Below are 25,511 nucleotides of genomic sequence, written 5' to 3'. Positions count from 1 at the left end.
AGAAGTGGTATTGTAGAGAGGAGTTCCAGTTATAAATAAAATGATCCTTTCGAAAGAAAGGATCAGCAGTAATTGGTAAGGAATATTGTTATAAAGCTAATTCAATAGAGGGGTCCCAGAATACCGTTTTGAAATCGACGACCTTGTCGTTTTCAACCTGAACACCTTCATTTTCAAGCAACCGCTGCATGACGTTTGGCTCTCCAAAAAAGTGTTTACCTGATAAAACGCCTACACTGTTAACAACTCGATGGGCCGGTACGTCGGGGCGGTTGTGGCAGCCGTTCATGGCCCAGCCCACCATGCGTGCGCCCGCCCGAAGACTGAGGTAACGAGCAATGGTGCCATACGTAGTAACCCGCCCCCGCGGCACCAGACGTACTACTTCGTAGACCTCCTCGAAATAATCGCGCTGTTCGGCCATTACGTAGTGCTTTTCTCTTCGATAGCCTGCGACAGACGATTGTACCATTCTTCGCCGTAGGCACGGATCAGAGCTTCGCGAACGAATTTGTAGATGGGTACATTCAACTGCTCGCCAAAACCACAGGCCGGGTTGCAGATGGGCCAGCGGTCATAGTTGAGGGCGTGGTAGGCTTCGTATTTGGTTACCCGAATAGGGTAGAGGTGGCACGAAATCGGTTTTTTCCAGTCGACCTTACCATCGTTATAAGCTTCTTCAATTCCGCATTTCAGAATGCCTCGCTCGTCCCAGATGGCATAGACACACTCGCGTCCGCCTACAGTTGTCGTAACCGAACCGCCAAAACCATCGGGCTCATGACCACCACGCTGTTCAATAACGTTGATGCCTTCGGGCGAAAGGTAAGGTTTGATGTCAGGGTAAATTCGGTCGAGAATGGCCGATTCGTCGGGTTCGAGCGGAGCGCCCATATCGCCTTCCACACAGCAGGCGCCCTTGCATTTGTCGAGATTGCAAACGAAAAACTTTTCAGCAACATCGTCGCTGATACAGGTATTATCCAGGAGAATCATATACGTAAAGATACGTATCGTTCTCCAAATTTGGCGAAGAGAAAAGTCAATCATTGAAAAAGCCACCCCGGTAAACAGGATGGCTTTTTCGGTTGATACGTAGTGACAGATAGCCATGTGGCGTCAGATGCTTTAATCTGACGCACGTCTATCAATAGATCTACTTCACAATCTTGATCTTCTGACCCAATTTCACGTTGTTGTCGGTCATGTTGTTCCACGACTGAATCTGCTCAGCCGTTACACCGTAGATTTGGGTAAGCCGGAACATGGTTTCGCCTTTGGCCACTGTGTGATACGTTACCGAACCGCCGGTTGTCGACGTAGCGGTGCTGGCTGGCGCCGATGCCTGAGTGCTACGTGCCGGGCTGGCTTTCACGAGCAATTGCTGGCCTACTTCCAGTACGTCGTTATTCGTTAAATTATTCATCGCCATCAGTTGATCGACAGTGAGGCCATAAAGTTTGGAGATGCTGTAATACGTCTGACCAGCTTCAACGGTGTGCGTTCCGGTAGCACTTTTACCGCTGCCCGTTGTTGTGGGTGTGGGAGCCGGACGGGTAGCTGCCGGGGTGATGGGTGCCGAAGTAACGGGTTTCGTTTCAGGGGCAGTACGTTCGATTTTAGCGGGCGTAGTGCGTTCAGGAACAGTACGTTCTGGAGTTACAGGCCGGGTGTCGTTTTTTGCTACGTCAGCGTTGGTCGACCGTGAAGGCGTTTTGGTAACGGCGGTTAGCGAACCATCAGCCTGCTGCTCGCGGGGGCCTTCATACTTACCCTGTTCAGGGCGACCCAATTCAGGACGACCCATATCCGAATCTGATACGTTCGGTTTAGAGCGCTGTGTAGTAGCCGTTACATCTGTCGCTTTTGGTTTTGGTGTAGCCGTTACAGGTGTTTCCGCCGTTTTGTCGCGCTCGGGCGTTGTCGCTACCGGAACTTCTTTAACGGGTTGTGTAGCATCTGGTGTCCGGACAATGACTACCCGCTGTGAGCCATCGGCATCTGTCGGACTGCTAGTCGTTGGGGCCGGGCGATTGGTAGATGCGGGGGTACTGGTCGGCTGAATGGACGGGCGTTGCGGCTCCGTACGGGGTGGAGCCGAAGCGGGTTCCGACGTTCCATCGCTGGGCGTAACACCGCCACCGACTAACTTTGGTTGATACAACTTCCGTTCCGAAGCGTTTTTGGGTACGTTGCTGCTGCCACTTACTGCACGGGCTGTGCCTGCCGACGGGCTCATCGAGGCCACTTCCTGACGGCTTGGTGTTGGTGTCTGATCGTAAACTGGCGGTGCTGGCGCGTTGATAACTTCAACGGGTTTATTGGCCGGGCGTCGTTCGCGGAGCCACATCACACGGCCTGTCAGCAGTTTTTGTACGCGATCTAAACGGTTGTAGCGCATCAGCTTTTTCAGCCGGATTCCGTAGCGCTGCGAAATACTACGAGAGGTTTCGCCGTCGCGAACCGTGTGGAAGGGGACGAGCGCCTTCTTGCGTTTCTTGGCGAGGTAATACACATCGTTGACAATAACGGGGTCTTTTTCGCTCATGTCGTTGTAACGAAGGAAACTTGACAGACTGATTTTTGCCTTCCGCGACAACGAAGCGGCATTATCGCCAGCCTGTGCCTGAATGCCCGGCAATCCGTTGATTTCGTAAAGAACCGGATCGTTTTTGCTGCTCAACCCAGTTGTAACCCGACGTAGTACCGGAAAACCAACGTCGTTCTGCACAAAATCCGGGGTCTTCTTCGAGCCTACGTTTACAATTTTTTGCCGAACATCGTTGATTTGATTGCTGGCTACGGGCACTGCCATGATGTAAGGCTTGTCGGTTGGGAGGCTTTCACCAATTACCCAGCGATTGTATTTCCGAAGCTCAAACTCGTCAACGTCAAGCTCTTCCGCAATGGCCTTCATACTTTTGCCGCCCCCGTTTGGGTATTCAATCAAGGCGAAACGATTGCTGGTCTGGTGCGTCTGAAGCGCGTTTTCAATGGCTACTTTATGGGCGAAGAAACGTAGTATGTAGCGGTCGGTACGTCCGTCGAGGGCAATTTCGCGGGCGTATGACCAGTCGGGCGGAATCAATTTGGCAATGCCACCCGCGCCGAGGTAATACGAATACAGAGAAGCTACCCAGTTGTTGAACTGCGCGTTGCTCTTTTTCAGGTACTTAGCCGCTCCCCGCGACGAACTTGTGATGTTTTTTCGCTCATCAATCTGGTCGTCAACCCGCATTCCGTAATCCATCGCGGTTTCGCGCTTGAACTGCCAGTAACCAACGGCTGATGAGGAGGATACGGCATCGGGTGTGAGCGAACTCTCCTGTACGGCCAGGTATTTGAAATCGGTCGGTACGTCTTCGTCAATGAAAATCGACTCGATCATGGGAAAATAAAGCACAACCCGGTCGAGTTTGGCAGTCCAGTACTGCCGATTGGCCAGCAGGGCGTTAACATCCTGCTGAATGATACGTCGGGCGTCGGGGTCGAGCCTGACCGAAATATCAGCAAAGGAAAGCTGTTCGGGCACGGTCGGCACCGGTGTTTGGGCCGACGCCAGCAAGCTGACTAGTACGTAGAAAAGGGTTAGGGGATACGTAATTTTTTTCATGTGTATACCGCTTCGGCGGTCTGTTTTGGGGTCAGTTGAACATCAACGTTTGCGGATCATCATAATCCCGTCTCGAACGGGCAACAGCACATTTTCTACACGCGGGTCGTTCTGAATCAGTTGGTTAAACGCTAATACGGATTGGGTGTCGAGATCCGATTGTTTTACTCTCTCAACAACCTTGCCACTCCATAATACGTTGTCGGCCAATATAAAACCGCCAGTACGTAATTTGTTGAAAATCAAATCAAAGTACAGCGGATAATTTCGTTTGTCGGCGTCGATAAACACCAGATCGAAGGTATCGCTGAGGGTAGGTATTATGTCGGAAGCTGAGCCAATGCGAAAATCAATCTTATTGCCCCAGGGAGACTGCTGCCAGTAAGAACGGGCAAACGATTCGAGTTCTTCGTTCTGGTCAATAGTAATCAGCAACCCATCGTCGGTCAGGCCTTCAGCCAGGCAAAGGGCGGAGTAGCCGGTATACGTACCAATTTCGAGAATGCGTCGGGGACGTATCATCTGCGACAGCATAGCCAATAATCGCCCCTGTAAATGCCCTGACAGCATTCGGGGAGCCATTACGTGCGCGTGTGTATTGCGATTGAGCCGACGTAGCAGCTCACCTTCGGGCGAGGTGTGGGCTTCTGCATACGTAGCTATGTCGGAGGGCAAAAAATCCATTCGGCGGACCATTGCTACGTCCTCACCTGGGTAAGTCAACGTAGTAACAAATGGGCTGGTTTAGGTAAAATTAATGAGTTTTTAGAAAACGAACGTCGAAAAAGCGCATCTAGTACGTAAAAATGGTCTGAAGCGCATACTTATGCTAGTTCTATGTCAACTCAGGAGGTAAAATTATAAGGCTGCAATTAATTGTAAATCCTCTTCGGGGAGCTATCACGGCTGTAATATATTAGCCAATGCGGAAGATAATCTTGCTAAATCTGTCTAACTTAGACTAACAATAGTCTTATACAAAAGAATTATAGAACATTTTTGAGGTATTTGCAATTGTCTAACCACTTAACGACATGAAAAAGCAACTTGTAATTCTGGGAATCGGCCTATGCACGGCCTGCAAACATGATGCTCCAAATGTTCAGCCGGTAGTAGCCCCCGACGCGGCCACAGTAATAGCGGGTACCTACACGGCAGATCTAGTCCGTATTCCTGACGTAAAGCCTTATCCCATCAATGGGAAAACGATAACATTTCGGATCGAACGAGTTTCGGCCGACACCGTACGAGTTAAGGTGCAAGCTCCTGCCAACGGCTTTTATTCGCCCGCCAGAGATACCACCTATGCCAAAGTTTATGTGCTTACCAAGCCACAAGGCTACTATTTGACCCTGGAAACGAACCCTACTCAACCCAATAATCAGTTGGGAAGCGAGTTGGTGATTGCCCCTCCCGTTGCCCCGGCTACCTCGCCGAACTGGGCTTCCTATGTATTTTTGCCTCCCGGCTACCAACTGGGTCGTGTATCGGCGGAGTTCAGCAAGACCAATTAGTTAATAAACCCAGAAGCGAAAAGTACGTCAAACCTGGCTCGCTTCTGGGTTTATTTTCTGCACATAATTTGTAGTAAGCTACTCATCTGAGAAACCTACAAAATAGCAACCGGACTAAATTCCAAATCCTTATCAATCAGATGCGATTTTTAGAGTCGATGATGATCGTAACGGGGCCATCGTTGAGCAGCGATACTTTCATATCGGCACCGAACGTACCGGTTTGAATCGGTTTGCCTAATTCAGCCGACAATTGAGCAATCATGGTTTCGTAGAGGGGAATCGCTACGTCGGGACGGGCGGCTTCGATAAAGCTGGGCCGGTTTCCTTTTTTGGTGCTGGCGTGGAGCGTAAACTGACTGATTAGCAGAATATTGCCATCGATAGCTGCCAGGTCGAGGTTCATTTTCCCTTCGTCGTCACTGAAAATGCGAAGGCCAACGATTTTCCGACTAAGCCAGTCAATATCTTCTCGCGTATCGGTATGGGTAATGCCAAGTAGGATTAAAAAACCTGCCTCAATCTGGCCTTTAATTTGGTTGTCAATACGTACCGAAGCTTGCGTAACGCGCTGAATAACAGCAATCATAATTGGGAATAAAAAAGTAAACAAAAACCACTACGTATTCTATCGACCACGCACCACTTTTGATCGCGCCGGACGCAGATACAACGTAGCGATTTCCTGCGCGATAACTCCCGGCAGCGCTTCATCTGCATTCGTCAGGACAATAACCGATAAACCAGAATCTGGGAAACGAGCGTACTCCGACCGAAATCCGGGTAGTGAGCCACCGTGGTGAACGCGCGGAATACCCTGTAATGAATCAATATACCAGCCAAAACCATAGGGATGAGGTTTTCCATCGGTCAGGACAAAGGGCGTCCACATTTGTTTGCGACTCGCTTGGGTCAGGATTTTGTCGGTATACAAAGCGGCATCCCATTTGGCGAGGTCCAGCACTGTCGATAAAAAAGCACCACTCGGACGTAGCGCCCGGTAAGAAATTGCCCGGTGCCGATGGTCTTTTTCCCAAGTATAACCATCGGCCCGATTTGGAATAACCTCTGTTAACGTAGTGGTTCGGGTTGCCTTCATATCCAGCGGAGTAAAAACGCGCTCTTTCATGAATGTAGGCCAGGATTTCCCCGAAACTTTGCGGATAATATCGGCTAGCGCAAAATAACCGACATTGCAGTATTGCCATTTGGTGCCAACCGGAAACACTAACGGAAGCGGAAAGGCGGCTTCTACCAATGCCGAATCGGGTTTTATCTCGGTGCCATCAAATGCTGGGGATTCCCGAATTAGGCCAGACGTATGCGACATTAAATGACGTAGCGTAATGCCCTGCCAGGTTTGCGGAGCTTTGGGATAGTATTGGTGAATTTCGTCATCCAGTTTCAGTTTGCCTTCCTGCGCCAGAATTAAAATGCCACTGGCAATCAGTTGCTTGCTGACTGAGCCAATCGCATAAACACTCTGCGGAGTAGCCGCTACGTTCAACTCTGCATTCGCCAGACCGTAGCCCTTGGCCAGCACTACGTTCCCCTTTTGAACAACCGCAATCGAAACGCCCGGAATATGTTTGGCGTTCATATGCTTCTGAACAATTGCGCCGATACTATCAACCGAAACCGATTTGAGTGATTGAGCTGCTACGTTGTGCGTGAGCAGTAGGACGTAAACCAGCGCAAACAGACGTAGTGATTGCCGAACGCTACGTAGCGTTTGTGGGTGTAAGAGAAGATTTGATGTCATCAAGTTTTAGGAAAGAACGTAGTGAAGTGATTGGTATATCAGTATTGTGCAGCCCTAAAATTACGTATTCAACTTTGAACTTGATATATATCGTAAGAAGCAAAAGAAATCAGTACCGGCAGCTCGAAACCAAGAAAAAACCAGACCGTAAAACAGTCTGGTTTTCCTATTGAAATCCCCTATGTGTTATCGTTTTACTATTTTTAGTTTTTTGTAAGCTTGATCGGTACTCACCTGCAACAAGAGGATACCTATTATATGATCAACGGGTATACTAACGTGCTGTACTACGTCGGCTTGTTGAATCGTAGACTTATAGACGAGCTGTCCCCGGCTGTCGGCGAGTTGTAGATGGACGGTTTTACCCACTACGCCACCGATTTCGATATCAACGGTCTTGCCTTCGACAGGATTTCCCAATACACGTACATCTAAACCTGTACCCACCTCGTCTACACCGGCTCTTGCCCGGTTGCAGGCTGTTTTCAGGTTCCAAACGTACGTAACGGTTTTGCCATTCTGACGGGCCGTTAACGTAAAGGGCTGAACATCATTGGCTATGCGGCTGTCTTTATCGACAAACTGATTGGGGTTGGTAGTCCAGCCGGTTATGCCAGGGGCAAAATAATCGATTGAACTACCGTCTCCTCCGCTGGTATTGAACCGGAAAGCCCCGGTATTGCAATCATAGGTAGGAGCCAGTAACGTTAGTACGCTGGACGTAGGTGGAATTGGTGGTTGTGTACTTTTGCAAAAAGCGCCGAAGTCGAAAACATATGTAGCAGTTTTCCCACTTTGAGTAGCAGTAATGGCGATGGGCTTAGGATCGTTACGAAGTTCTTGCTCAACTACGCCGGTTCTACTGGATGTTCCGTCACGGGTAACTCCAGGCGCTCTAAAAGTAATGTCCGAACCATCGCCACCAAGCGTGTTGAAGGCAATATAACCCGACTGACAAGAGTAATAAGGTTGAGTTAGGACTAGTAGCTTGGTTTCCAGATTCGGTAAGACTCTAATCGTAAAATGAGCCACCACAGGACTGTTTCGCAGAATACCAGTACTGGCTTTGATGGCCACAGGGTATGTTCCCGGCGTAGTTGGTAAACCGTTGATATAGGCATAGGGAGAGTTTTCTGTAAAGACGGGCAGGGTGAAAAGTTTGAGGCCCGGCGGTAAATCGCTGGTGGTAAACTCCCATCTTGATTTGTAACCGGGTCCGGTGTTTGGATCGGTGAAGTAGTTGCCTATATCAATACCTAATCCTGATCCTGTCGATACACCTGCCACCAACGTCTGATCTGGAATAGGCTCACGTAGTCGGGGAGACTGTGGCGTTGATACGTTCGTGCAGGCTGCTTTTAAGTCAAAGTTATACGTAACACTGATGGCGTTTTGAGTAGCTGTGATGGGAATTACGTTGGGGTCGTTGCGGAGACTATCGGCCACAACGCCAAAGTTGTTGGTCGGCGAATCGCGCCGGACGCCCGGTGCCTGGAATGTAATTGGCGAACCATCGCCCCCGCTGGTTTTGAAGAAAATGTTACCCGTCTGGCAGCTATAGATTGGCGCTAACGGAGTCAGCGGATTGGCCGTTTTTTGTAATTTGACCACCCAGATATCCTGCTTCCCTTTGACGTCACCATCCGTGGAACTAGTAGTCCCAAGAAGTAAGTACCCATCGCTGGTGGTCAGAATTCGGCTGGGGGTATCATTGCCTGAACCTCCCAGCGTTTTGGTCCAGAGTACATTACCCTGCTGATTGAATCCCCTCAACTGAAAATCATTTCGATTTTGGGTACCAACTTCAAGGAGCGCATAGTGTGGCTGGCCTGAGCCATCACTGGCAATTTTTGCGTATGCCTCATTCGGATAATTCAATGCATACGAACTCATTTGAATAAACGCACCATCCTGAGTTTTAAAGGGATGAACGCCAGGAGAGGCCGTATTTATTGACGCTAACGCGAGCATTGTGCCATTTTCGTAGGGGTTTGGCGTAGCATCGATAAACCAGCTTATATCAAAACGAACGCTCGCCGAGAGTAAATTACCTATCTCATCAAGTTTAACCATCAGCCCACGAGACTTCTGATTATACGAACAGTCGCCGATGATCCAATAATTATAATCATAGGATGAGCGGGTTCTGACTACTTTTTGAAAGGAGATATCGTAGGTATCTCTGAAATAAGTATCACTGACTACATCTTTGCTTTGTAACAATCGGCCGTCGGCAGATACAACAAACAGGGCCAATCTTTTAAAGAGGTTTCCCTGGTAGTAGCTCGTAAAAACAAGGTAGTTGTTATTCTGATAGGGAAGTACTGCCAAACTCCGAGAGTTAGTTAAGGGCAGTTTCCATACGGTTCTTCCAGCACGGTCTTTTCGGATCATTAACAATTCCGAGCTGCTATTGCCCAGTACCACAAAACCTCCATCATCCGTCGGTACTATTCCTGTCCGCCTTACGAGTGAATCTTGTTTGTTTTCGTGGAGAGCGACCTGTAGCCGAATCTCTCCTGACGGACTCAGATAAGTTAACCCCTGATTGTGAAGTACGCCATAACCCCCGTCGCTGCCCTGCGCCACGAACAGATCTTCCAAGAATGTAAGTCCATTGCCTTTAATGACTTGTTGCCACTGAAGTGCAGGCGGTGCGTCTATTTGCGCTTTCAGGGGCAACGAGAAAAAAAAGGCCCATAATAGATATAGCCATTGGAGACTATGTGAACGTTTGTAAATAGGTTTCATACGCTACGTAGTAATTGTGGTAACAGACTTCGAGCGTATATCGGAGAAGGAAAGAAAAGGTAAGTCAATAGCGAAAAAAAGATTGCTTGTGCTACGTTGGGCCGATTGTAAAATCAAAAAGCCAGACCAACGTAGCGGTCTGGCTTTTTGATAATTATATAGTCCGGGAGTGGACGTCCAGGCTACATGAGCTACGCCAGAATAGGCTTAATTACTTTTCCTGCTACGTCGGTCAGGCGGAAAGGACGGCCCTGAAACTGATACGTGAATTTTTCGTGATTAAAGCCCAGCAGATGCAGAATTGTGGCCTGTAAATCGTGGACGTGTACTTTATCTTTCACGCCGTAATAGCCAATGTCGTCGGTTTCGCCGAACGAGAAACCGCGTTTAACACCACCACCCGCCATCCAGACCGTAAACGCATCCAGATGGTGATCGCGGCCTTTGAAAGGAAGATTTTGTCCATCGCGATTTTCCTGCATCGGCGTCCGACCAAACTCGCCACCCCAAACCACCAACGTATCTTCGAGCAAACCGCGTTGTTTTAAATCGGTCAGTAGAGCAGACACAGCTTGGTCCGACTGGCGGCATTTATCGTGGAAACCGAGATTGAGAGCGGTACTGGTATCGGTGCCGTGGGCATCCCAACCCCAGTCGAATAATTGGACAAATCGAACGCCACGTTCCACCAACCGCCGGGCTAACAAACAGTTACGGGCAAATGAGCCTTTGTTCGGATCAACGCCGTACATATCGAGCATGTATTGGGGCTCACCTTTGATATCCATCGCGTCGGGCACCGACATCTGCATTCGAAAGGCTAGTTCGTATTGAGCAATTCGAGTAAGCACTTCCGGATCTTTGACTTCGTCGTATTGCTGGCGATTGATTTCGGAGATGGCGTCGATGGTTCCTTTCCGAATGTCGCGGGGCATTCCGGCAGGGTCCGATACGTAAAGAACCGGGTCGCCGTCGGTGCGGCATTGAACGCCCTGATAAACAGACGGTAAAAAGCCGCTTCCCCACACTGATTTGCCAGCGTCAGGTTGTTTGCCGCCAGATGCTAGTACGATATACCCTGGCAAATTATCGTTTTCAGAACCCAATCCATACGTCACCCACGAGCCGATACTGGGCCGACCCAACCGAGCCGAACCAGTATGCATCAGCAACTGCGCCGGAGCGTGGTTGAACTGATCGGTATGCATGGCCTTCAGGAACGTAATTTCATCAGCCACCCGATGCAGGTGCGGTAAATAATCCGAAATCCAAGCACCCGATTGTCCCCGCTGAGCAAATTTGGCCTGTGGGCCAAGCATCTTGGGAACTCCGCGAATAAACGCGAATTTCTTCCCTTCGAGCAGCGATTGCGGGCAATCTTTTCCGTCGTATTTCTGCAATTCGGGCTTGTAATCGAACAGCTCCAACTGCGAAGGTGAGCCAGCCATATGAATGTAAATCACCCGTTTAGCCTTCCCCGCAAACTGCGCCGTCCGAACATCCATCGGTTCCCCTTCACTGGTACCCGGCAACGTAGTGTTTGCCACGTCTTTCTTCTCCGATTCGCCAAAAAAACCGCAGCTACCGAGTACGGTACTCATCGCCATAGCGCCCAAACCCGTTGAGCAGGTATGCAGAAAATGCCGCCGGGTTTCGCGTTGCAGAGCCGCTTCTTGGAGTTCTTCAAGGAGTTTTTTCATATCACTCTTTCGTAATCACCTCATCCAGATTCAGTATCGTATTGGCCGTTACGGTCAGTGCCGCCAGTTCGGGGGTTGTTCTAGGCGTATCATTAGGACCAAAACAACCCATAAACGTCTGCGCATCGGCTGGATGTTGTTTGTAATACGTTTCGGACTGCTTATATAAACGTAGCAACACCGCCAGTTTGTTCGGATTTGGGTTACGTAGTGTCACCTGCCGGAAACCCGCCTGAATCTGTTGCTCGGCGGTTTTGCCCTGTTGCTGCATCGCAGCCGCCAACGCCTGCGCCGACTCCACAAAAACCGGATCATTCAACGTAACGAGCGCTTGCAACGGGGTGTTGGTACGTATCCGGCGTATCTGACAAAATTCGCGGCTCGGGCTATCGAAGGTAAGCATCGATGGATAGGGGGCGGTACGTTTCCAGTGCGTGTACAAAGCCCGACGGTACTTATCCTGGCCATCGCTCAACTTCCAGCTCTCCCCATTATAAGGCGATTGCCAGATGCCATCGGGTTGAGCGGGCATTACGCTTGGGCCAAACATTTTGTGGCTCAGTAACCCGCTGACCGCCAGAGCCTGATCGCGAACCTGCTCGCTCGTGAGCCGCACGCGGGGCCCCCGTGCCAGCCAGCGATTGAACGGATCTTTGGCCAATACGTCGGCTGAAACATTCGACCGTTGCTGATACGTGGCCGACATGACCATGCGTTTCAACAGGCGTTTTACTGACCACTGATCCGTTTCCATAAACTCGGCGGCCAGATAATCCAGCAACTCCCGATGCGTGGGCGGAATGCCTTGCGTACCTAAATCTTCAACCGTTTCAACCAGACCTGTGCCGAATAGTTGCTCCCACAAGCGATTGACAGCTACCCGGGCCGTGAGCGGGTTTTCGCGACTAACCATCCATTGCGCAAGGCCCAACCGATTCCGGGGCCGGTCATTTCCATCTGTATGCGTTGCGAAGGCGGGTAGTGATTTTGGTACGTCCGGCTCCACAACTTTCCCTTTGACCAGCCAATTTCCCCGCTCAAAAACGTGCGTTTTACGGGCAAAACGGCCTGATCCTTCCAAAAGAACAAGCGTAGTTTCGGGATTGCCATTCAGAATGGTTTGAAGTTTCTGGTCGGCATCTGCCAGTGACGTAGCAGGTGTACCGGGTAAAGCGGGCCTGAACGACAGCCACTTGATCATGGTCCAGTCCTGCGGCTTTGTCGGATTGTCGAGCGTTACGTAAAGATCATGCCGACCTGCTAGTTTTGGTAGAGCCAGCACCATAATTGAGTCGTTCCAGGGGCTGCCGGTTTTCGGAACGGGCAGCGTCAGGAACGGTTTTCCTGTCGGACTGTCCTGACGTAGCGTCAACGTAGCACTGTCCGATTTTGTCCCGATGGCCATGACCAGCCGGTTCATGCCGGTGAGATTTACACTTTTGATACGTGACGAACCACCGTGGTAAAAGCCGTAATACTGCGCGCCAAGAAGTGATGAATTGACATATTGATCGAAGTCGTGCGAATTGATTTTTGGCTCGTTCAATCGAACAAAATTCATCCAGTCCTGCACCTGCTGCGGTTGCGAAGCGTGCGATTGCACCCACGTTTTCAACTCCGCTACGTTCACTGAATCTGTGCCTTTAAAAAACCGGAGTTTAGGCGTGTCATTCTCTACGTCTTCGTCGCGGGTGTTGTTGAAAAAAGCGAGGTATTTATAGTATTCGTCGTGCGTAAATGGGTCGTATGGGTGGCTATGGCATTGTACACAGGCAAACGTAGTACCCTGAAAAACATCCCAGGTTGTATTGACCCGGTCAATGAGGGCGGCCGTACGGAACTCTTCGTCCTGCGTACCGCCTTCGTCGTTGGTCATGGTGTTGCGGTGAAAACCCGTTGCGATCAACTGGTCTTCGGTGCGCCTGGGAAGCAAATCACCGGCTAATTGTTCGACTGTAAACTGGTCGTAGGGTTTGTCCTGATTGAACGCGTTGATAACCCAGTCGCGGTACCGCCAGAGGCTTCGTTGGGCATCTTTTTCGTACCCTTTTGAATCAGCGTAACGGGCCAGATCGAGCCAGAGCGACGTCCAGCGTTCACCATAGGCTGGCGAGGCAAGAAGCCGGTTCACTACGTTCTCGTAGGCATTCGGCGACGTATCATTCATGAAATCGGCAACCTCCTTTTCAGTAGGGGGGATGCCAGTTAAATCAAGAGAAAGTCGGCGGATAAGAGTGGCTTTATTCGCTTCGGGTGATGGTTTGAGATCGTGTTCGCGAACTTTCTCCAGAATAAAATGATCGATTTCATTCTTTGCCCAATTCTGTTCCTGATGCTCAGCGATTCCTAAACGACTCCAGAACGTACCGATTTTGGGTACTTCCGGTTTTTCGATGCGGGTGTAAGCCCAGTGATCGCCCCACTCGGCACCCTGATCAATCCATTTACGAAGTATGTCAATGTCTTCCGGCTTAAGCGGGTCAGCTTCCAGCGGCATCCGTTCCTCATGATCGGTGAGTGTCAACCGACGTATCATTTCGCTGGCATCCGCATCGCCGGGGATGATGGCGGGTTTGCCCGATTTTGCCGGAGCCAGCGCTTCGTGGCGAAACAATACCGAAAAACCGCTCGCCTTTTTGACTCCTCCGTGACAGGCAATGCAGTTCTTATTCAGAATCGGTTTTACCTGCGTATTGAAGTCGACACGTTCCTCGAACAAACCCAGGAACGACGAAAGCAGCAAACCCACGCCGATAATTGCCCCACTAAATACGATGACTCTGGTATGCATATGCCGAAGAGAATACGTATTAACCTAAGCAGATTAGTGGATTAGTCTACTTGTAAACGTCTGGGGCCAAGCCGTTCCACCGGGCTGGCGTTCCACCGGGCTGGCGTTCCAGCTTGGCCCAGACGTTTACTGCTTCACCGCTGCCAGCACCCGCTTTATCAACTCATTAGGGTTACCGTCGTGCCACCGCCAGACAATCACGATGTCATGCTCCGGGTCAACCCAGATAATATTGGAACCCGCGCCGATGGCGGCATAACTTGTGGTTGGAGCATCTGGCCAGGCTTTCTTACCAGTAGAACTGGTGCCCGTATTGAGCCACCACAAATACCCATAATCCGGGCCGTATGGGCTAGGCTTTGTAGCCTGTTTCACCCAATCCGACGAAACAATCTGCTTGTTCCCCCACCGACCCTGCCGCAGAAACAGGTAGCCAAACCGAGCTTCGTCGCGGGTGTTTATCCAGAGACCACCGCCCCAACGCGTGCCACCACTAACCGAGGGCATCTGTTTTCCGCCAATGTCGGCTACTGCGTTTGGGTACGTAACGTAGCGCCAAGTATCCGATGCGCCAATTGGGTTCATGATCTCGTCGCGCACTACGTCGGGGATAGGCTTTTTCCAGAGACGTAGCAGCGAAAGCGCCATCCGGTTGATACGCACGTCGTTATACTCATAGAACGTACCGGGTTTTTGGAGCGTACGGGGTTTACGCTCCCCACGGCCAAACGCTTCTTTCCCAACGAAGTCGCTATTTTTACCCCACAACGAACCTTCCCATTCGCTGGATTGCTGGAGGTGGTGCTCCCACGTGATGTTCCGGTTTTGCTCCGAATCATAACCGCCATCGTGAATCAGTTTGGCAACTGGCTCGTGAATGTCAGGAATCAATCCGCGTTCGTGCGAGATACCCACAACGGTCGATAAGACACTTTTCGCCACGCTATAGGTTGGGTCAGGACGTTGGGTTTCGCCCCATTCGGCTACAATATAGCCGTGACGCAGAACAATGCCGTTGGTAGCCGCCCGGCTCGTTGGCATGGGACCGAGTAGTTTACCGAAAATTTCCTCCTGAGTTGAAAAGTCGGGCGGCATCTGCTTGGTTTCCTGCGTCTTGGCAAAAGCAACCGCCTGTTCGAGCAAGTTGGCGTCCATACCAACCTGAGCCGGAGTGCGGTGTTCCCAATTATCACCCTTCGCCGGAAAGTACGTTGTTTCTTTGGCTGGAGGACGATGGCATGCGGTGAAAAAGGCAAGCGCCAGTAGGTGAAAAAAGAGGATACGTATTGGTTGTAGTTTCATTTGAGCGTTGATGGGTGAGTTAATTGTTCTGTGGTGTCAGATATGAGCGCCGAACACCACCTTTGGGAACCGAGTTATCGCTCCAGTTTAAAATCTTTGTCTAACCTCACACGTTGCGGACGGTTCGCTACGTCCCAGCCCGTGAGGTAAATCCACTTGGCGATACGTGTCACTTTCGCTGTATTGATACGTTCCGGCTCGTCTTTGGGGGTGTGGTAATCGGGGTGGAGCAGGCTGGTGAACGCAATGGCCGGTATGTTTTGGCGGGCGTAGGGGAGGTGATCCGACCGGAAATACCAGCCTTCGGGATGGTCGGGTTTATCCCAGAGTGTATCGAGTTTGAAATGCGATTCTGACTGGTTTACCGCCAAGGCCGCATTTACTAAATCCGTCGAGTTGCGATGCGGTGGCTGCTGACCCAGAATACAGGCGCTGTCGGCGGCATTACGGCCAATCATCTCAGCATTCAGCACGGCCACGATAGACGAACGGGGTACCGTCGGCTTTTCGACGTAGTACCGCGAACCCAACAAGCCTCGCTCTTCGGCTCCGTGAAAAACAAACAACGCCGACCGTTTGCCCGGTTTTTTGACGAAAGCTCGCCCGATAGCCATCGTCGCTACGCAGCCACTGGCGTTATCGTCGGCACCGTTCCAAATTGAATCGCCGGCAACGGCTCTCCGAACGCCGTCGTGATCCTGGTGGGTGCTAAATAAAACATACTCGTTTTTGAGTATAGGATCGGTTCCCGGCACTTTGGCGACGATGTTCACGGATGGATAGTTGAAACTTTCGACGTTCACTACGTTGGTAAACTGCTGATTAGGCTGCTTTATCCAGTCAAGTGCGCTGGAAGGTAGCCAGACTGTTGGGGCCTGCGAAAACACGCGGGTGTTCGTTCCGCCGGGTAAATCATAGCGGCCCCGTTCCAGACCGGTTGTCCAGCGGTCGAAATAGAACTGTGCTTCACTATTTGACACCCAGATTACGGCCAATGCTCCGGCTTTTACTAACTCAGCTGCCCGGCGGTTCATCGTTCCCGTTAAAAAACGCCGGTAGCTTAACTCGGCCGGTGGCGTTCCGGAAAATTCCAGCGCAACAGCTTTTCCTTTAATATCGACTTTTGCCAATTCGTCGGGTGTGCCTTTTCCCACAAACACCAATGGAGCATCGACCGACGCAATGGCCGGAGCCAGAATAAACGCATCCTGACCATGCGTGAGCTGGTGCGAACCGATGTTCAGGCGGCTGGTTTCAGTGATACGGGTGCGCTGAATGTGAAAAAACTGAAAGAACGTACCATCGTCGCCGGCCGGTTGCAGCCCCATCGCGCGTAGCTGATCGGCAATCCAGACCGAGGCTTTTAATTCATCGAGTGAACCACCTTCGCGGCCCCGAAAATGATCGCCAGCCAGCGCAAAAAGGTCGCGCTTGATGTCGCTTTCGGTGATGGCTGCTACAGCGTTGGCTTTCGACTGCGCCCAACTGTACCGAGGAACGTAAAAGGCCAGCAGGACAATAGCCGCAACTCGCCAGAATGTTTGTTGATTCCGATAAAACATGGTTGTATTAGAAAGACAATAGAGGATTAAGACAAATCTACACAGAGACGCTCAGATTCGCGTTTTGGCAAGCCGATAAAACCTTATCTTAGGGCAACCATCAACCTGCCATGAAAAAAATCATTACATTCTGGGCCATCCTCACCACTACGTGTCAGTTTCTGTACGGCCAATCCACCAAAAAACAACCCGACGCCATTGCCAGCTTTGATACGTATGTGCAACAGGCCGTACGCGACTGGCACGTGCCGGGGTTAACCATTACGGTCGTAAAAGACGGTAAGGTGCTGTTTAAGAAAGGCTATGGCGTTCGCGCACTACGTCCTGGGGTATCTGATAAAGCTGAAAGTGTTGATACACAGACACTTTTTGCGATGGCATCGACAACCAAAGCCATGACGGCCGCCTGTCTGGGAATGCTTGTCGATGAAGGAAAACTGCGTTGGGACGATCCCGTGGTTAATTATCTGCCCGATTTCCTGTTTTACGATCCTGCGGTGACCCGCGAGGTTCGGGTGCGCGATTTGCTCATTCATAATACGGGCGTTGGGAATGCCGACGTCTTGTGGGCGGCCATGCAGATTCCGTCGGATGAAATTCTACGTCGGATGCGGATGATAAAACCGTCGTATTCGCTACGGTCGGGGTTCATCTATCAGAATATCATGTATCTGGCGGCCGGAAAAGTACTGGAAAAAGTGAGCGGAATGCCCTGGGACGTATTTATCCGAACACGCCTGTTCGAACCGCTGGGCATGCAACGTACCAAAGCTTTATTCAAGGACGTAAATGACTCTAATCGGGCGAAACCGCATGTAGACGTGAACGATACCATCCGGCTAGTCGATAGCCCGACCGAAGAAGGATTAGTAGACGCCATTGGTCCAGCCGGTTCGGTGTGGACCTGTCCCGACGACGTAGCAGCCTGGATGCAGTGCATGCTCGACAGTGGTCGGTATAACGGAAAAACGTTGCTCAAACCGGCTACCTGGGCCGAACTGTTCAAACCGCAGACACTCGTAACCGACGCCCAGTTCTATCCAACGCAGCGACTGACTAAGCCCGTCTGGAAAACCTACGGCCTGGGCTGGTTTCAGCACGATTATCGGGGGCATCGCGTCAATTTTCATACGGGCAGCCTGACAGGTACGGTCGCTATCCACGGCCAACTTCCCGACCAAAAACTGGCGGTTTACGTACAGGCAAACCTTGATCATGTTGAGGTACGTCACGCGCTGATGTACCGGGTTTTTGATACGTTCGGTGGTCTTGGTATTGATCGTGATTGGAGTAAGGATTTGCTTCAGCTATACGGCGGCATTCGTCAGCAGGCAAAACAAGTTGAGCGAAGAATCGACAGCACGCGGGTGACGAACACAAAACCATCGCTTCCGTTGACTGCTTACGCTGGTACGTATACTAATCCCCTGTACGGAAAAGCTGACGTAACGCTCAAAAACGATAAACTTTACGTATCACTCAATAATCTGTCAACCGGCTATTTAGATCACTGGCATTTCGATACGTTCCGGCTCCGGTACGACCAGTTCTGGAATGGCAAAGACCCCGTCAGTTTCATCCTTGATACGCAGGGCAAGGTCATTAAACTAATCTGCGGAGGCATGGAGTTGACCAAAACGCCGAACGTAGTGAGTAAGGCTGCATCAGGACGGTAGATGCTCTATAAAACGAGCGAATTGGTCATGCTGAGTCAGGAAACATCTTGAAGTTTCCTGACTCAGCATGACCAATTATATACATAGCAAAGCCAGTCATCACATTCTTAATATACCTGAATTAGCCCTATGAAAACAACCGTACTTCTCCTTTTAATCAGTGCTGTTTCGGTCCATGCGCAGTCGGTGACGGAGCGGGTTCGTGAGTATCGAAAAGCGAATGAGACCGCGTTGATGGACGAATACCGGCAGTTTTTATCCATTCCCAACGTATCGAGTGATTCGGCCAACATCCGAAAAAATGCTACGTTCATTGTGCAGATGATGAAGCAAAGGGGGCTCCAACCCGTGCTGCTCGATGGTGCTAAATCCGGAACGACCCCTGCCGTTTTTGGGGAGGTGAAGGTGCCCGGTGCTCAAAAAACAGTCATTTTTTACGCGCATTACGACGGCCAGCCCGTAAACCCAAAACAGTGGGCCGAAGGGTTGCAGCCCTTTACACCTGTTTTCATTACATTGCCGGTTGAGCAGGGCGGCAAAATCGTAACAACGTACAAATCGGGCGATGCCATCGACCCGAACTGGCGACTGGCGGGGCGGGGGAGTGCCGATGATAAAGCCGGTGTTATGACCATTCTGAATGCGTATGATGCTCTCGTAAAAAGTAAGATTACGCCCAATGTCAATCTGAAGTTTTTCTTCGAAGGAGAAGAGGAAGTTGGCTCGACGCATCTGGGCGAGATTTTCGAAAAACACCGCGATAAACTCGCCAGCGATCTCTGGATTATTGCCGATGGCCCCCGACACGTATCGGGAAAACGTATCGTGCAGTTTGGGGTGCGGGGCGATGTGAACATGCATCTGACTGTTTATGGGCCGAAACGCCCTCTGCACAGCGGAAATTACGGTAACTGGGCACCCAATCCAGCTATGAAACTGGTGAAATTGTTGGCCAGTATGAAAGACGATGATGATAACGTACTCATCAAGGGTTTTTATGACGACGTAGTGCCCCTTTCAGTTTCCGAAAAGCAGGCGCTGGCTAACGTACCGAACATGGAAGCTGCGCTGAAGCAGGAATTAGGTATCGCAAAACCCGACGGAAACGGAACACCATTTGTGGAATTGCTCATGCGTCCGACGCTAAATATCAACGGAATCCAGAGCGCGAACGTTGGTGCGATGGCAGGTAACATAATACCCGCCAAAGCCGAAGCCGTTCTCGATTTACGGCTCGTTCGCGGAAACGACGTAACGCGTCAGATTGGACGAGTCAGGGATCACATTCAGGGTCAGGGTTTTCAGATAATCGATCACGACCCAACCGACGCCGAACGGCAGCAGTACCCGAAACTCATCAAAATCACCCAGGGACACGGCTACAACGCCCAACGCACTCCTCTGGATTTGCCTGTTGCACAATCCGTTATCAAGGCGGTCCAGGCAACCACAGATGAACCGATTGTAATTTCGCCTTCGTCGGGTGGGAGTTTGCCGCTGTATTTATTTGAAAGTGTGCTGAAAGCCAACGTAGTGTCGGTGCCGGTTGTCAATTATGATAACAATCAACACGCCGAAAATGAGAACGTTAAGGTGCAGTATCTCTGGGAGGGTATGGAAATTATGGCGTCAATTATGCTGATGAAGTAATTGCTACGTATCAATTCACCCGATTTCTCTCCTCGTCGCTGGCATTGTCAGAATGATTGCGTTTTCGGACAAATGTCTCTTTCCCAAATCGATACGTGAATGATAGACCAATACGTTGGGTGTCTGATACGTTCGTATGGAGGGCGTCAGCTTGCCTCAGACTCACGGTTCTGTCGATCGTTCGCCAGGAGTGAAAAATATCGTCGAAGGTTAGTCGTATGCTACCTTTGTCCTGAAAAATTTTCTTCTGAACTGCAGCGGCTACCCGGTAGCGTGGTCGGGTAACGGTTTGCCCGGCCAAATCGCCAGACGTGAAATAGCCAATCATTTCGGCGCCCCAGCCCTGATTGAACCGTAATTGATTCATTAAATTCAGTCTGGCGTGGTAGATACTCGGGTTCAGCGATTGAGAAAAAGCCATACCCCGAAGCTCCAGATGAGCTAGTGTTACGTTGGCGTTCAGGTTCCACCATTTCGTGGGTGAAAGCGATACGTTGGTGTTAAGTGCCAGAATATAACCATTTGCAATGTTGGATGGACGGATGACAAACGTATCACCGACGGTTTCGGTCAACTGAAAAATTACATCCGAAAACCGACTATACTGCAAGGCTAGTCCCAGAATCTGTTTATGCTGATATTTTACTTCGTATTGCGTGTGATACTGTGGTTTTAAGTAAGGGTTTCCGGCTGTGAATGAGTACTGATCGCGGAAGGCCAGAAAGGGGTTAAGTAATTGGTAATTAGGTCGGCTAATACGTCGGGATAGACTGATTGTCAATGTTTTTTGACCTGTACTGTCCAGCTTGTAGCTCACAAAAACTGTCGGGAATAAACTTGTGTAATTTCTTGTGAACGACGTTCCTGCTACTTCTGAATTGCCCAGTTGTTGCCCGACAATTTGGGTATTTTCCAGCCGTAAACCAGTTTGTGCAGCTATGCGTTTCCACTCGTTTCGACCATTTATGTAAGCCGCGTAAATGGTTTCGTGATAGAGAAAATGATTCGACCGTCGGTAATCCGGTACGTAACGCTCGTTCGCCTGGTTGAAATATTGGGCGTTGTTATCGTTCGAGACATAACTCGTTTTAACGCCCGTTTCCAGTTTCGCTTTCTTCGAAAAAGGGTGACTGTAATCCGCTTTCGCTGAATAAATCTGGATGGTTGAGGGAAGTTTGTAGAGGAATCGATAGCTGTTCAGTAAGCTGTCACTTGGCGTATTTACCTGATTTTGTAAGAATTGCTCTCCTTCCGTTACGTATTGAATGTAGTTCAAATCGGCGCTGATTTCGCGGCCGCTCTTTCCGAATTTGTGCTGAAAATTTCCGTTCACACTGCTGTTCGTCCACAGAAATCGACCATCTGTCGAGCCCCTTCCAACAGAATCTGGAACGTAGCGATTCGCAAAACTTTGACTAACGTAGTCCAGCCGTTCGCGCCTTGGGCTTCGCTGAAAATTAAGAACAAAACCATATACCGTATTCGGCGACGCGGCATAATCCATGCCCAGTTTTGCCCCAATACTATGGCTCGTAGTTGTGTAACGATTATCCAGTTTTACCGTCGAAGTCAGACGATTGTTTGCGTCATAGAACTTTCTGTCATAGATGTCGTTCGAGAAATTACCGTCTTTGTTATAGCTGAGACTTCCGAACAAATTCACTTTCCCGCGATTGTAATTCAGATTCAGCGCATTGTTATTCCGACCCGTAATACCCTGGTTGTAGCCCGCTGTAATTCCTCCCGTAAAACCCTGAATTTTAGCTCTTTTTAGACGGATGTTAATGATAGACGTACCAGCCGCGTCGTATTTGGCGGGCGGATTAGTCATCAATTCGAGTTTGTCGAGAGAGCCGCCGGGTAACGATTTTAAATAAGCAGCCAAATCCTGTCCCGACATATACGTTGGGCGACCATCGATCAGCACAACCACGCCCGCTTTGCCATTCAGGCTGATTTCCCCGTTCAGGTCAACGCTGACGCCGGGTGTTTTTTCGAGAACTTCCAACGTATTACTGCTCGCACTGCCAATCATAGCCTCTACGTTCACAATTGTCTTATCGATATCCTGTTCGAGTAACGGTTTTTTCGCTACGACTTTAACTTCATTTAGCATTGTTTTCGAAGGAGTTACAATAAAAACCGGTAACTCAATAGCCGGATGCTGCTCATCGACGGTTATCGGCGTACTCCAGTAATCGTTGTTACCGACACTCGTTATGTGTATCCGATACGTATCCATTGGGAGATTTGTGAAGGCAAATTTGCCATTGACTTCAGTTTGGATACCGGCCACCAACGTAGAGTCTACCAAACGTAGCAGCCGGACGGTTGCGCCGGGTAACGCTACGTTCTGAATATCGTTGACTGAGCCATTTAAACGGTTTGTAAGTGTCTGATTAAAAGCGCTAAAAGGTAAAATCAGAAAGAGGAAAATAACAAAAACAGGTCGCATGGGAGATTCTTTTAAGAGTCCGATTCACTACGTTCGGTGTAAAGATTGACGGCGTGAGCTGGCTCCTAAAAGAATAATGTCGAATCTGGGTATTGGCCTGACAGACTGTTGTTTTGGGCTGACAAATGCATTCGTCAGCGTATTCCATCAGTTCATCAGTTATTTTAGCGTGTCTGCCACGAAGGTTTACGGGTGTCGGTTTTGACGAGGAATTTTGGACAGGATCAATTACATCAGCAAATCAATGACACGCGATAATTTCCGTTTTAAGTTGTCAAGCCAGGCGTTCCTTTGGGGGCTGGCTCTGATTGTGCTCTACTTTATGTTCCGCAACTATATCAAAAATATTACCACGGTATACGACGAAGAAGCGGCCCTCGTTGCTACGTTCGGCAGTTTCATCGGCGTGTACGGCGGTCGGTCGCTGGCTCGGTTGTGGACGATTTCGAATAAACCCATATCCGATTGGTTTTTGGGTTTGCTGCTGATTCTGCTTATTGGTTGTGCGTTTTTTTGCGCTCTTTTCGCCACCAGTTTGATACGTCAGCAGACATTCATTTATACGCTTTTTCTGGCGTTGCCTCTGTTTATTTTTTTTGTAGCGTCGGGCCTGCTCGTCACATTGATTCAGGCACGTATCGACAACCAGTTGCAGGAAGCCCAGGCGCAGGCGGAACATAATCAGAGCGAGCGACTCTTGCTTCAATCGCAGTTAAGTCCTCATTTTCTGTTCAATACGTTGAATAATTTGTACGGCATTTCAATTTCGCAACCTGACAAAATGCCCCCGTTATTGCTCAAACTCTCAGATTTACTACGTTATTCGGTGTATGACGCCAAGGAATTATTTGTGCCTCTGACCGACGAAATTGCGTATATCAACAATTATATTGAATTCGAAAAACTACGTATTGGCTCTAAACTCGCGCTAACGACGGCTATCGACAACGTAACAGATTCGGGAATTCGGATTGCGCCGATGCTCCTGATCGTCTTTGTCGAAAATGCATTTAAACACAGTCGTAATACCACCAGCCAAACCATCCGAATTGACATTACACTGAAACTGTGGGGTAATTCGATTTTGTTTTCGGTAGTGAATTCGTTTTCGGAGGCTGAAGACAGCAATAAAGTGTTGGATAAGCACAGCGGTTTGGGGCTAGTCAATGTGCGCAAACGGCTCGAGTTGTTGTATGAAAACGCCCATGATTTAAGCATTCGAGACGACAACGGATTGTATACGGTAGAATTACAGCTTCGGAATAAATGAGAAAAGTAGCCTGTTTAATCGTTGATGATGAGCCCATTGCCCGCGAAATTATTGAGACGTACTGCCGCCATTTACCAATTTTATCTGTAGTTGCCTCCTGCGATAATGCGCTTGATGCCAAAGCTGAGCTTCAGAAACAACCCATCGACATTCTGTTTTTAGACATCAACATGCCTGTTCTGAATGGTATTGCGTTTCTGAAAACGCTTCGAAATCAGCCGCAGGTGATTTTTACGACCGCTTACAAGGAATATGCTGTTGATGCTTTCGATTTAGCCGCCTGCGATTATTTACTAAAGCCGTTTTCGCTCGACCGCTTTATTGTGGCTGTTGATAAGGCGCTAGAACGTTTACAGTCGGTACTACCGGCTCAGCCAACTGCCGATGCCAAGGCTCAGGAATACATTTTTGTGAAAACCGATGGCAAAATCTATAAAATCTACCACGACGATTTGCTATTTGCGGAAGCCAGTGGGAATTACACCAGAATCAACACAACAACGGGTACGTTAATGCCCGGCATGACTTTTTCGAGTTTTCTCGACTTACTACCGCCCAGTCAGTTTCTACGAGTTCATCGGTCGTTCGTGATCAACAAATCCAAAATCAGCCATATTGAAGGTAATCGCGTGTTTATCAGTTCAGCAGAAATTCCTATCGGCAGTAATTACCGCGACAGTTTTTTGAAAGAGTTGGGTGTTTGAGGTTAAGAGTCTATTGTAATTTTTTTGCAACTCTTTGTTTGATAACGCCTAGTGTACAATCTAAAAAAATATGACAGCTGTGTGAACAAATTTTTTGTATTAAATGTATATACATCAAATGTTAGAACACACGAACTTAACTACTTTATAACCATGGCAACGCAAACCGCTGTAGACACAACCTGGACCATTGACCCTACTCACTCTGAAGTCCAATTCAAAGTAAAACACCTTGTTATCTCGACCGTTACGGGTTCTTTCGGGCAATACGAAGGACAAATCGTTTCGCATGGCGATGATTTCGATGGCGCTTCTGTTTCGTTTTCAGCCGATATCGACAGCATCTCCACGGGTCAGGAACAACGCGATGGCCACCTGAAATCAGCTGATTTCTTCGATGCAGCTACGCACCCAAAACTGACGTTCGTATCGACAAGCATGACCAAAACGGGTGACGATACGTATGATCTAGTTGGCGATCTGACCATCAGAGGTACAACGAAACCGGTCACGTTAAAGGTTGAGCACGGCGGTCAAATGCAGGATTTTTATGGCCAGACCAAAGCCGGTTTTGAAATTTCGGGCACCGTGAAACGGAAAGATTTTGGTTTGACGTGGGATGGCGTTACCGAAGCTGGTGGCGTTGTTGTAAGCGACGACGTGAAGCTGGTGATGAATATTCAAGTCACAAAACAAGCTTAATGTAATACGCATAAGGCAGCGGGGTAAGTGCAAAGGGCTAATTAATTCCTTTGTACTTA

The 25,511-nt window shown here is 49.5% G+C and carries 18 protein-coding genes; 6 read left to right on the top strand and 12 right to left on the bottom strand.

Annotated features, from left to right (window positions below; translation table 11 throughout):
• Nucleotides 1–88: 88 nt before the first annotated feature.
• The 4 genes from ACYVF1_RS15645 to ACYVF1_RS15630 all read right to left on the bottom strand — a co-directional run bounded on the left by ACYVF1_RS15645 (nucleotide 89) and on the right by ACYVF1_RS15630 (nucleotide 4,297).
• Nucleotides 89–424, bottom strand: coding sequence for an MGMT family protein (locus ACYVF1_RS15645; protein ID WP_461080334.1), 336 nt, complete (start codon nucleotides 422–424; stop codon nucleotides 89–91).
• Nucleotides 424–996, bottom strand: a complete 573-nt coding sequence (locus ACYVF1_RS15640; RefSeq protein WP_461080770.1) for a DUF3109 family protein — start codon at nucleotides 994–996, stop codon at nucleotides 424–426. Before ACYVF1_RS15640 ends, ACYVF1_RS15645 begins: the two co-directional genes overlap by 1 nt.
• A 160-nt stretch (nucleotides 997–1,156) precedes the next feature.
• A complete protein-coding gene (locus ACYVF1_RS15635; RefSeq protein ID WP_461080332.1) occupies nucleotides 1,157–3,613 on the bottom strand; it encodes a LysM peptidoglycan-binding domain-containing protein in 2,457 nt (818 codons plus the stop codon).
• Nucleotides 3,614–3,655: 42 nt separating this feature from the next.
• The gene (locus ACYVF1_RS15630; RefSeq protein ID WP_461080768.1) at nucleotides 3,656–4,297 is read right to left on the bottom strand and encodes an O-methyltransferase; all 642 of its coding nucleotides are present in this window, start codon (nucleotides 4,295–4,297) and stop codon (nucleotides 3,656–3,658) included.
• A 350-nt stretch (nucleotides 4,298–4,647) separates the two neighbouring features.
• On the opposite strand from ACYVF1_RS15630, the gene ACYVF1_RS15625 reads away from it, so the two are divergent.
• A complete protein-coding gene (locus ACYVF1_RS15625; protein WP_461080330.1) occupies nucleotides 4,648–5,127 on the top strand; it encodes a hypothetical protein in 480 nt (159 codons plus the stop codon).
• 136 nt (nucleotides 5,128–5,263) lie between these two features.
• On the opposite strand, the gene dtd is transcribed toward ACYVF1_RS15625, so the two are convergent.
• The 7 genes from dtd to ACYVF1_RS15590 form a co-directional block, all read right to left on the bottom strand.
• On the bottom strand, nucleotides 5,264–5,716 hold the full coding sequence (dtd, locus tag ACYVF1_RS15620) for a D-aminoacyl-tRNA deacylase (RefSeq protein WP_461080328.1): 453 nt from the start codon (nucleotides 5,714–5,716) through the stop codon (nucleotides 5,264–5,266).
• Nucleotides 5,717–5,755: 39 nt separating this feature from the next.
• Complete coding sequence (locus ACYVF1_RS15615) at nucleotides 5,756–6,889, bottom strand: serine hydrolase domain-containing protein (protein ID WP_461080326.1); 1,134 nt, start codon at nucleotides 6,887–6,889, stop codon at nucleotides 5,756–5,758.
• A 186-nt stretch (nucleotides 6,890–7,075) separates the two neighbouring features.
• Nucleotides 7,076–9,640, bottom strand: coding sequence for a hypothetical protein (locus ACYVF1_RS15610; RefSeq protein ID WP_461080324.1), 2,565 nt, complete (start codon nucleotides 9,638–9,640; stop codon nucleotides 7,076–7,078).
• A 191-nt stretch (nucleotides 9,641–9,831) separates the two neighbouring features.
• A complete protein-coding gene (locus ACYVF1_RS15605) occupies nucleotides 9,832–11,340 on the bottom strand; it encodes a DUF1501 domain-containing protein (RefSeq protein WP_461080322.1) in 1,509 nt (502 codons plus the stop codon).
• A 1-nt stretch (nucleotide 11,341) separates the two neighbouring features.
• Complete coding sequence (locus ACYVF1_RS15600) at nucleotides 11,342–14,131, bottom strand: DUF1553 domain-containing protein (protein WP_461080320.1); 2,790 nt, start codon at nucleotides 14,129–14,131, stop codon at nucleotides 11,342–11,344.
• A 126-nt stretch (nucleotides 14,132–14,257) separates the two neighbouring features.
• Nucleotides 14,258–15,433, bottom strand: a complete 1,176-nt coding sequence (locus ACYVF1_RS15595; RefSeq protein ID WP_461080318.1) for a serine hydrolase domain-containing protein — start codon at nucleotides 15,431–15,433, stop codon at nucleotides 14,258–14,260.
• Between the two features lie 74 nt (nucleotides 15,434–15,507).
• Entirely contained in the window at nucleotides 15,508–16,995 is a 1,488-nt protein-coding gene (locus ACYVF1_RS15590; RefSeq protein ID WP_461080316.1) for a M28 family peptidase, read from the bottom strand.
• Nucleotides 16,996–17,105: 110 nt separating this feature from the next.
• On the opposite strand from ACYVF1_RS15590, the gene ACYVF1_RS15585 reads away from it, so the two are divergent.
• Both ACYVF1_RS15585 and ACYVF1_RS15580 read left to right on the top strand, forming a co-directional pair.
• Complete coding sequence (locus tag ACYVF1_RS15585; protein WP_461080314.1) at nucleotides 17,106–18,671, top strand: serine hydrolase; 1,566 nt, start codon at nucleotides 17,106–17,108, stop codon at nucleotides 18,669–18,671.
• 129 nt (nucleotides 18,672–18,800) lie between these two features.
• On the top strand, nucleotides 18,801–20,321 hold the full coding sequence (locus tag ACYVF1_RS15580) for a M20/M25/M40 family metallo-hydrolase (RefSeq protein ID WP_461080312.1): 1,521 nt from the start codon (nucleotides 18,801–18,803) through the stop codon (nucleotides 20,319–20,321).
• Between the two features lie 10 nt (nucleotides 20,322–20,331).
• On the opposite strand, the gene ACYVF1_RS15575 is transcribed toward ACYVF1_RS15580, so the two are convergent.
• The gene (locus ACYVF1_RS15575) at nucleotides 20,332–22,776 is read right to left on the bottom strand and encodes an outer membrane beta-barrel protein (protein ID WP_461080310.1); all 2,445 of its coding nucleotides are present in this window, start codon (nucleotides 22,774–22,776) and stop codon (nucleotides 20,332–20,334) included.
• Between the two features lie 244 nt (nucleotides 22,777–23,020).
• Between ACYVF1_RS15575 and ACYVF1_RS15570 the strand changes: the two genes are divergently transcribed.
• The 3 genes from ACYVF1_RS15570 (at nucleotide 23,021) to ACYVF1_RS15560 (ending at nucleotide 25,452) form a co-directional block, all read left to right on the top strand.
• Nucleotides 23,021–24,046 carry a sensor histidine kinase gene (locus tag ACYVF1_RS15570; protein WP_461080308.1) on the top strand — a complete coding sequence of 342 codons (1,026 nt, stop codon included), beginning with the start codon at nucleotides 23,021–23,023 and terminating at the stop codon, nucleotides 24,044–24,046.
• The gene (locus ACYVF1_RS15565) at nucleotides 24,043–24,750 is read left to right on the top strand and encodes a LytR/AlgR family response regulator transcription factor (protein WP_461080306.1); all 708 of its coding nucleotides are present in this window, start codon (nucleotides 24,043–24,045) and stop codon (nucleotides 24,748–24,750) included. The genes ACYVF1_RS15570 and ACYVF1_RS15565 overlap by 4 nt, the downstream gene beginning before the upstream one ends.
• Before the next feature lie 153 nt (nucleotides 24,751–24,903).
• Nucleotides 24,904–25,452: a YceI family protein gene (locus ACYVF1_RS15560; protein ID WP_461080304.1), complete on the top strand. Its 549-nt coding sequence runs from the start codon at nucleotides 24,904–24,906 to the stop codon at nucleotides 25,450–25,452.
• Nucleotides 25,453–25,511 lie beyond the last annotated feature (59 nt).

This window comes from Spirosoma flavus, assembly GCF_054778555.1.
Note: the sequence above shows the minus strand (reverse complement) of the source record. Positions and strands in the feature narration are given on the sequence as shown.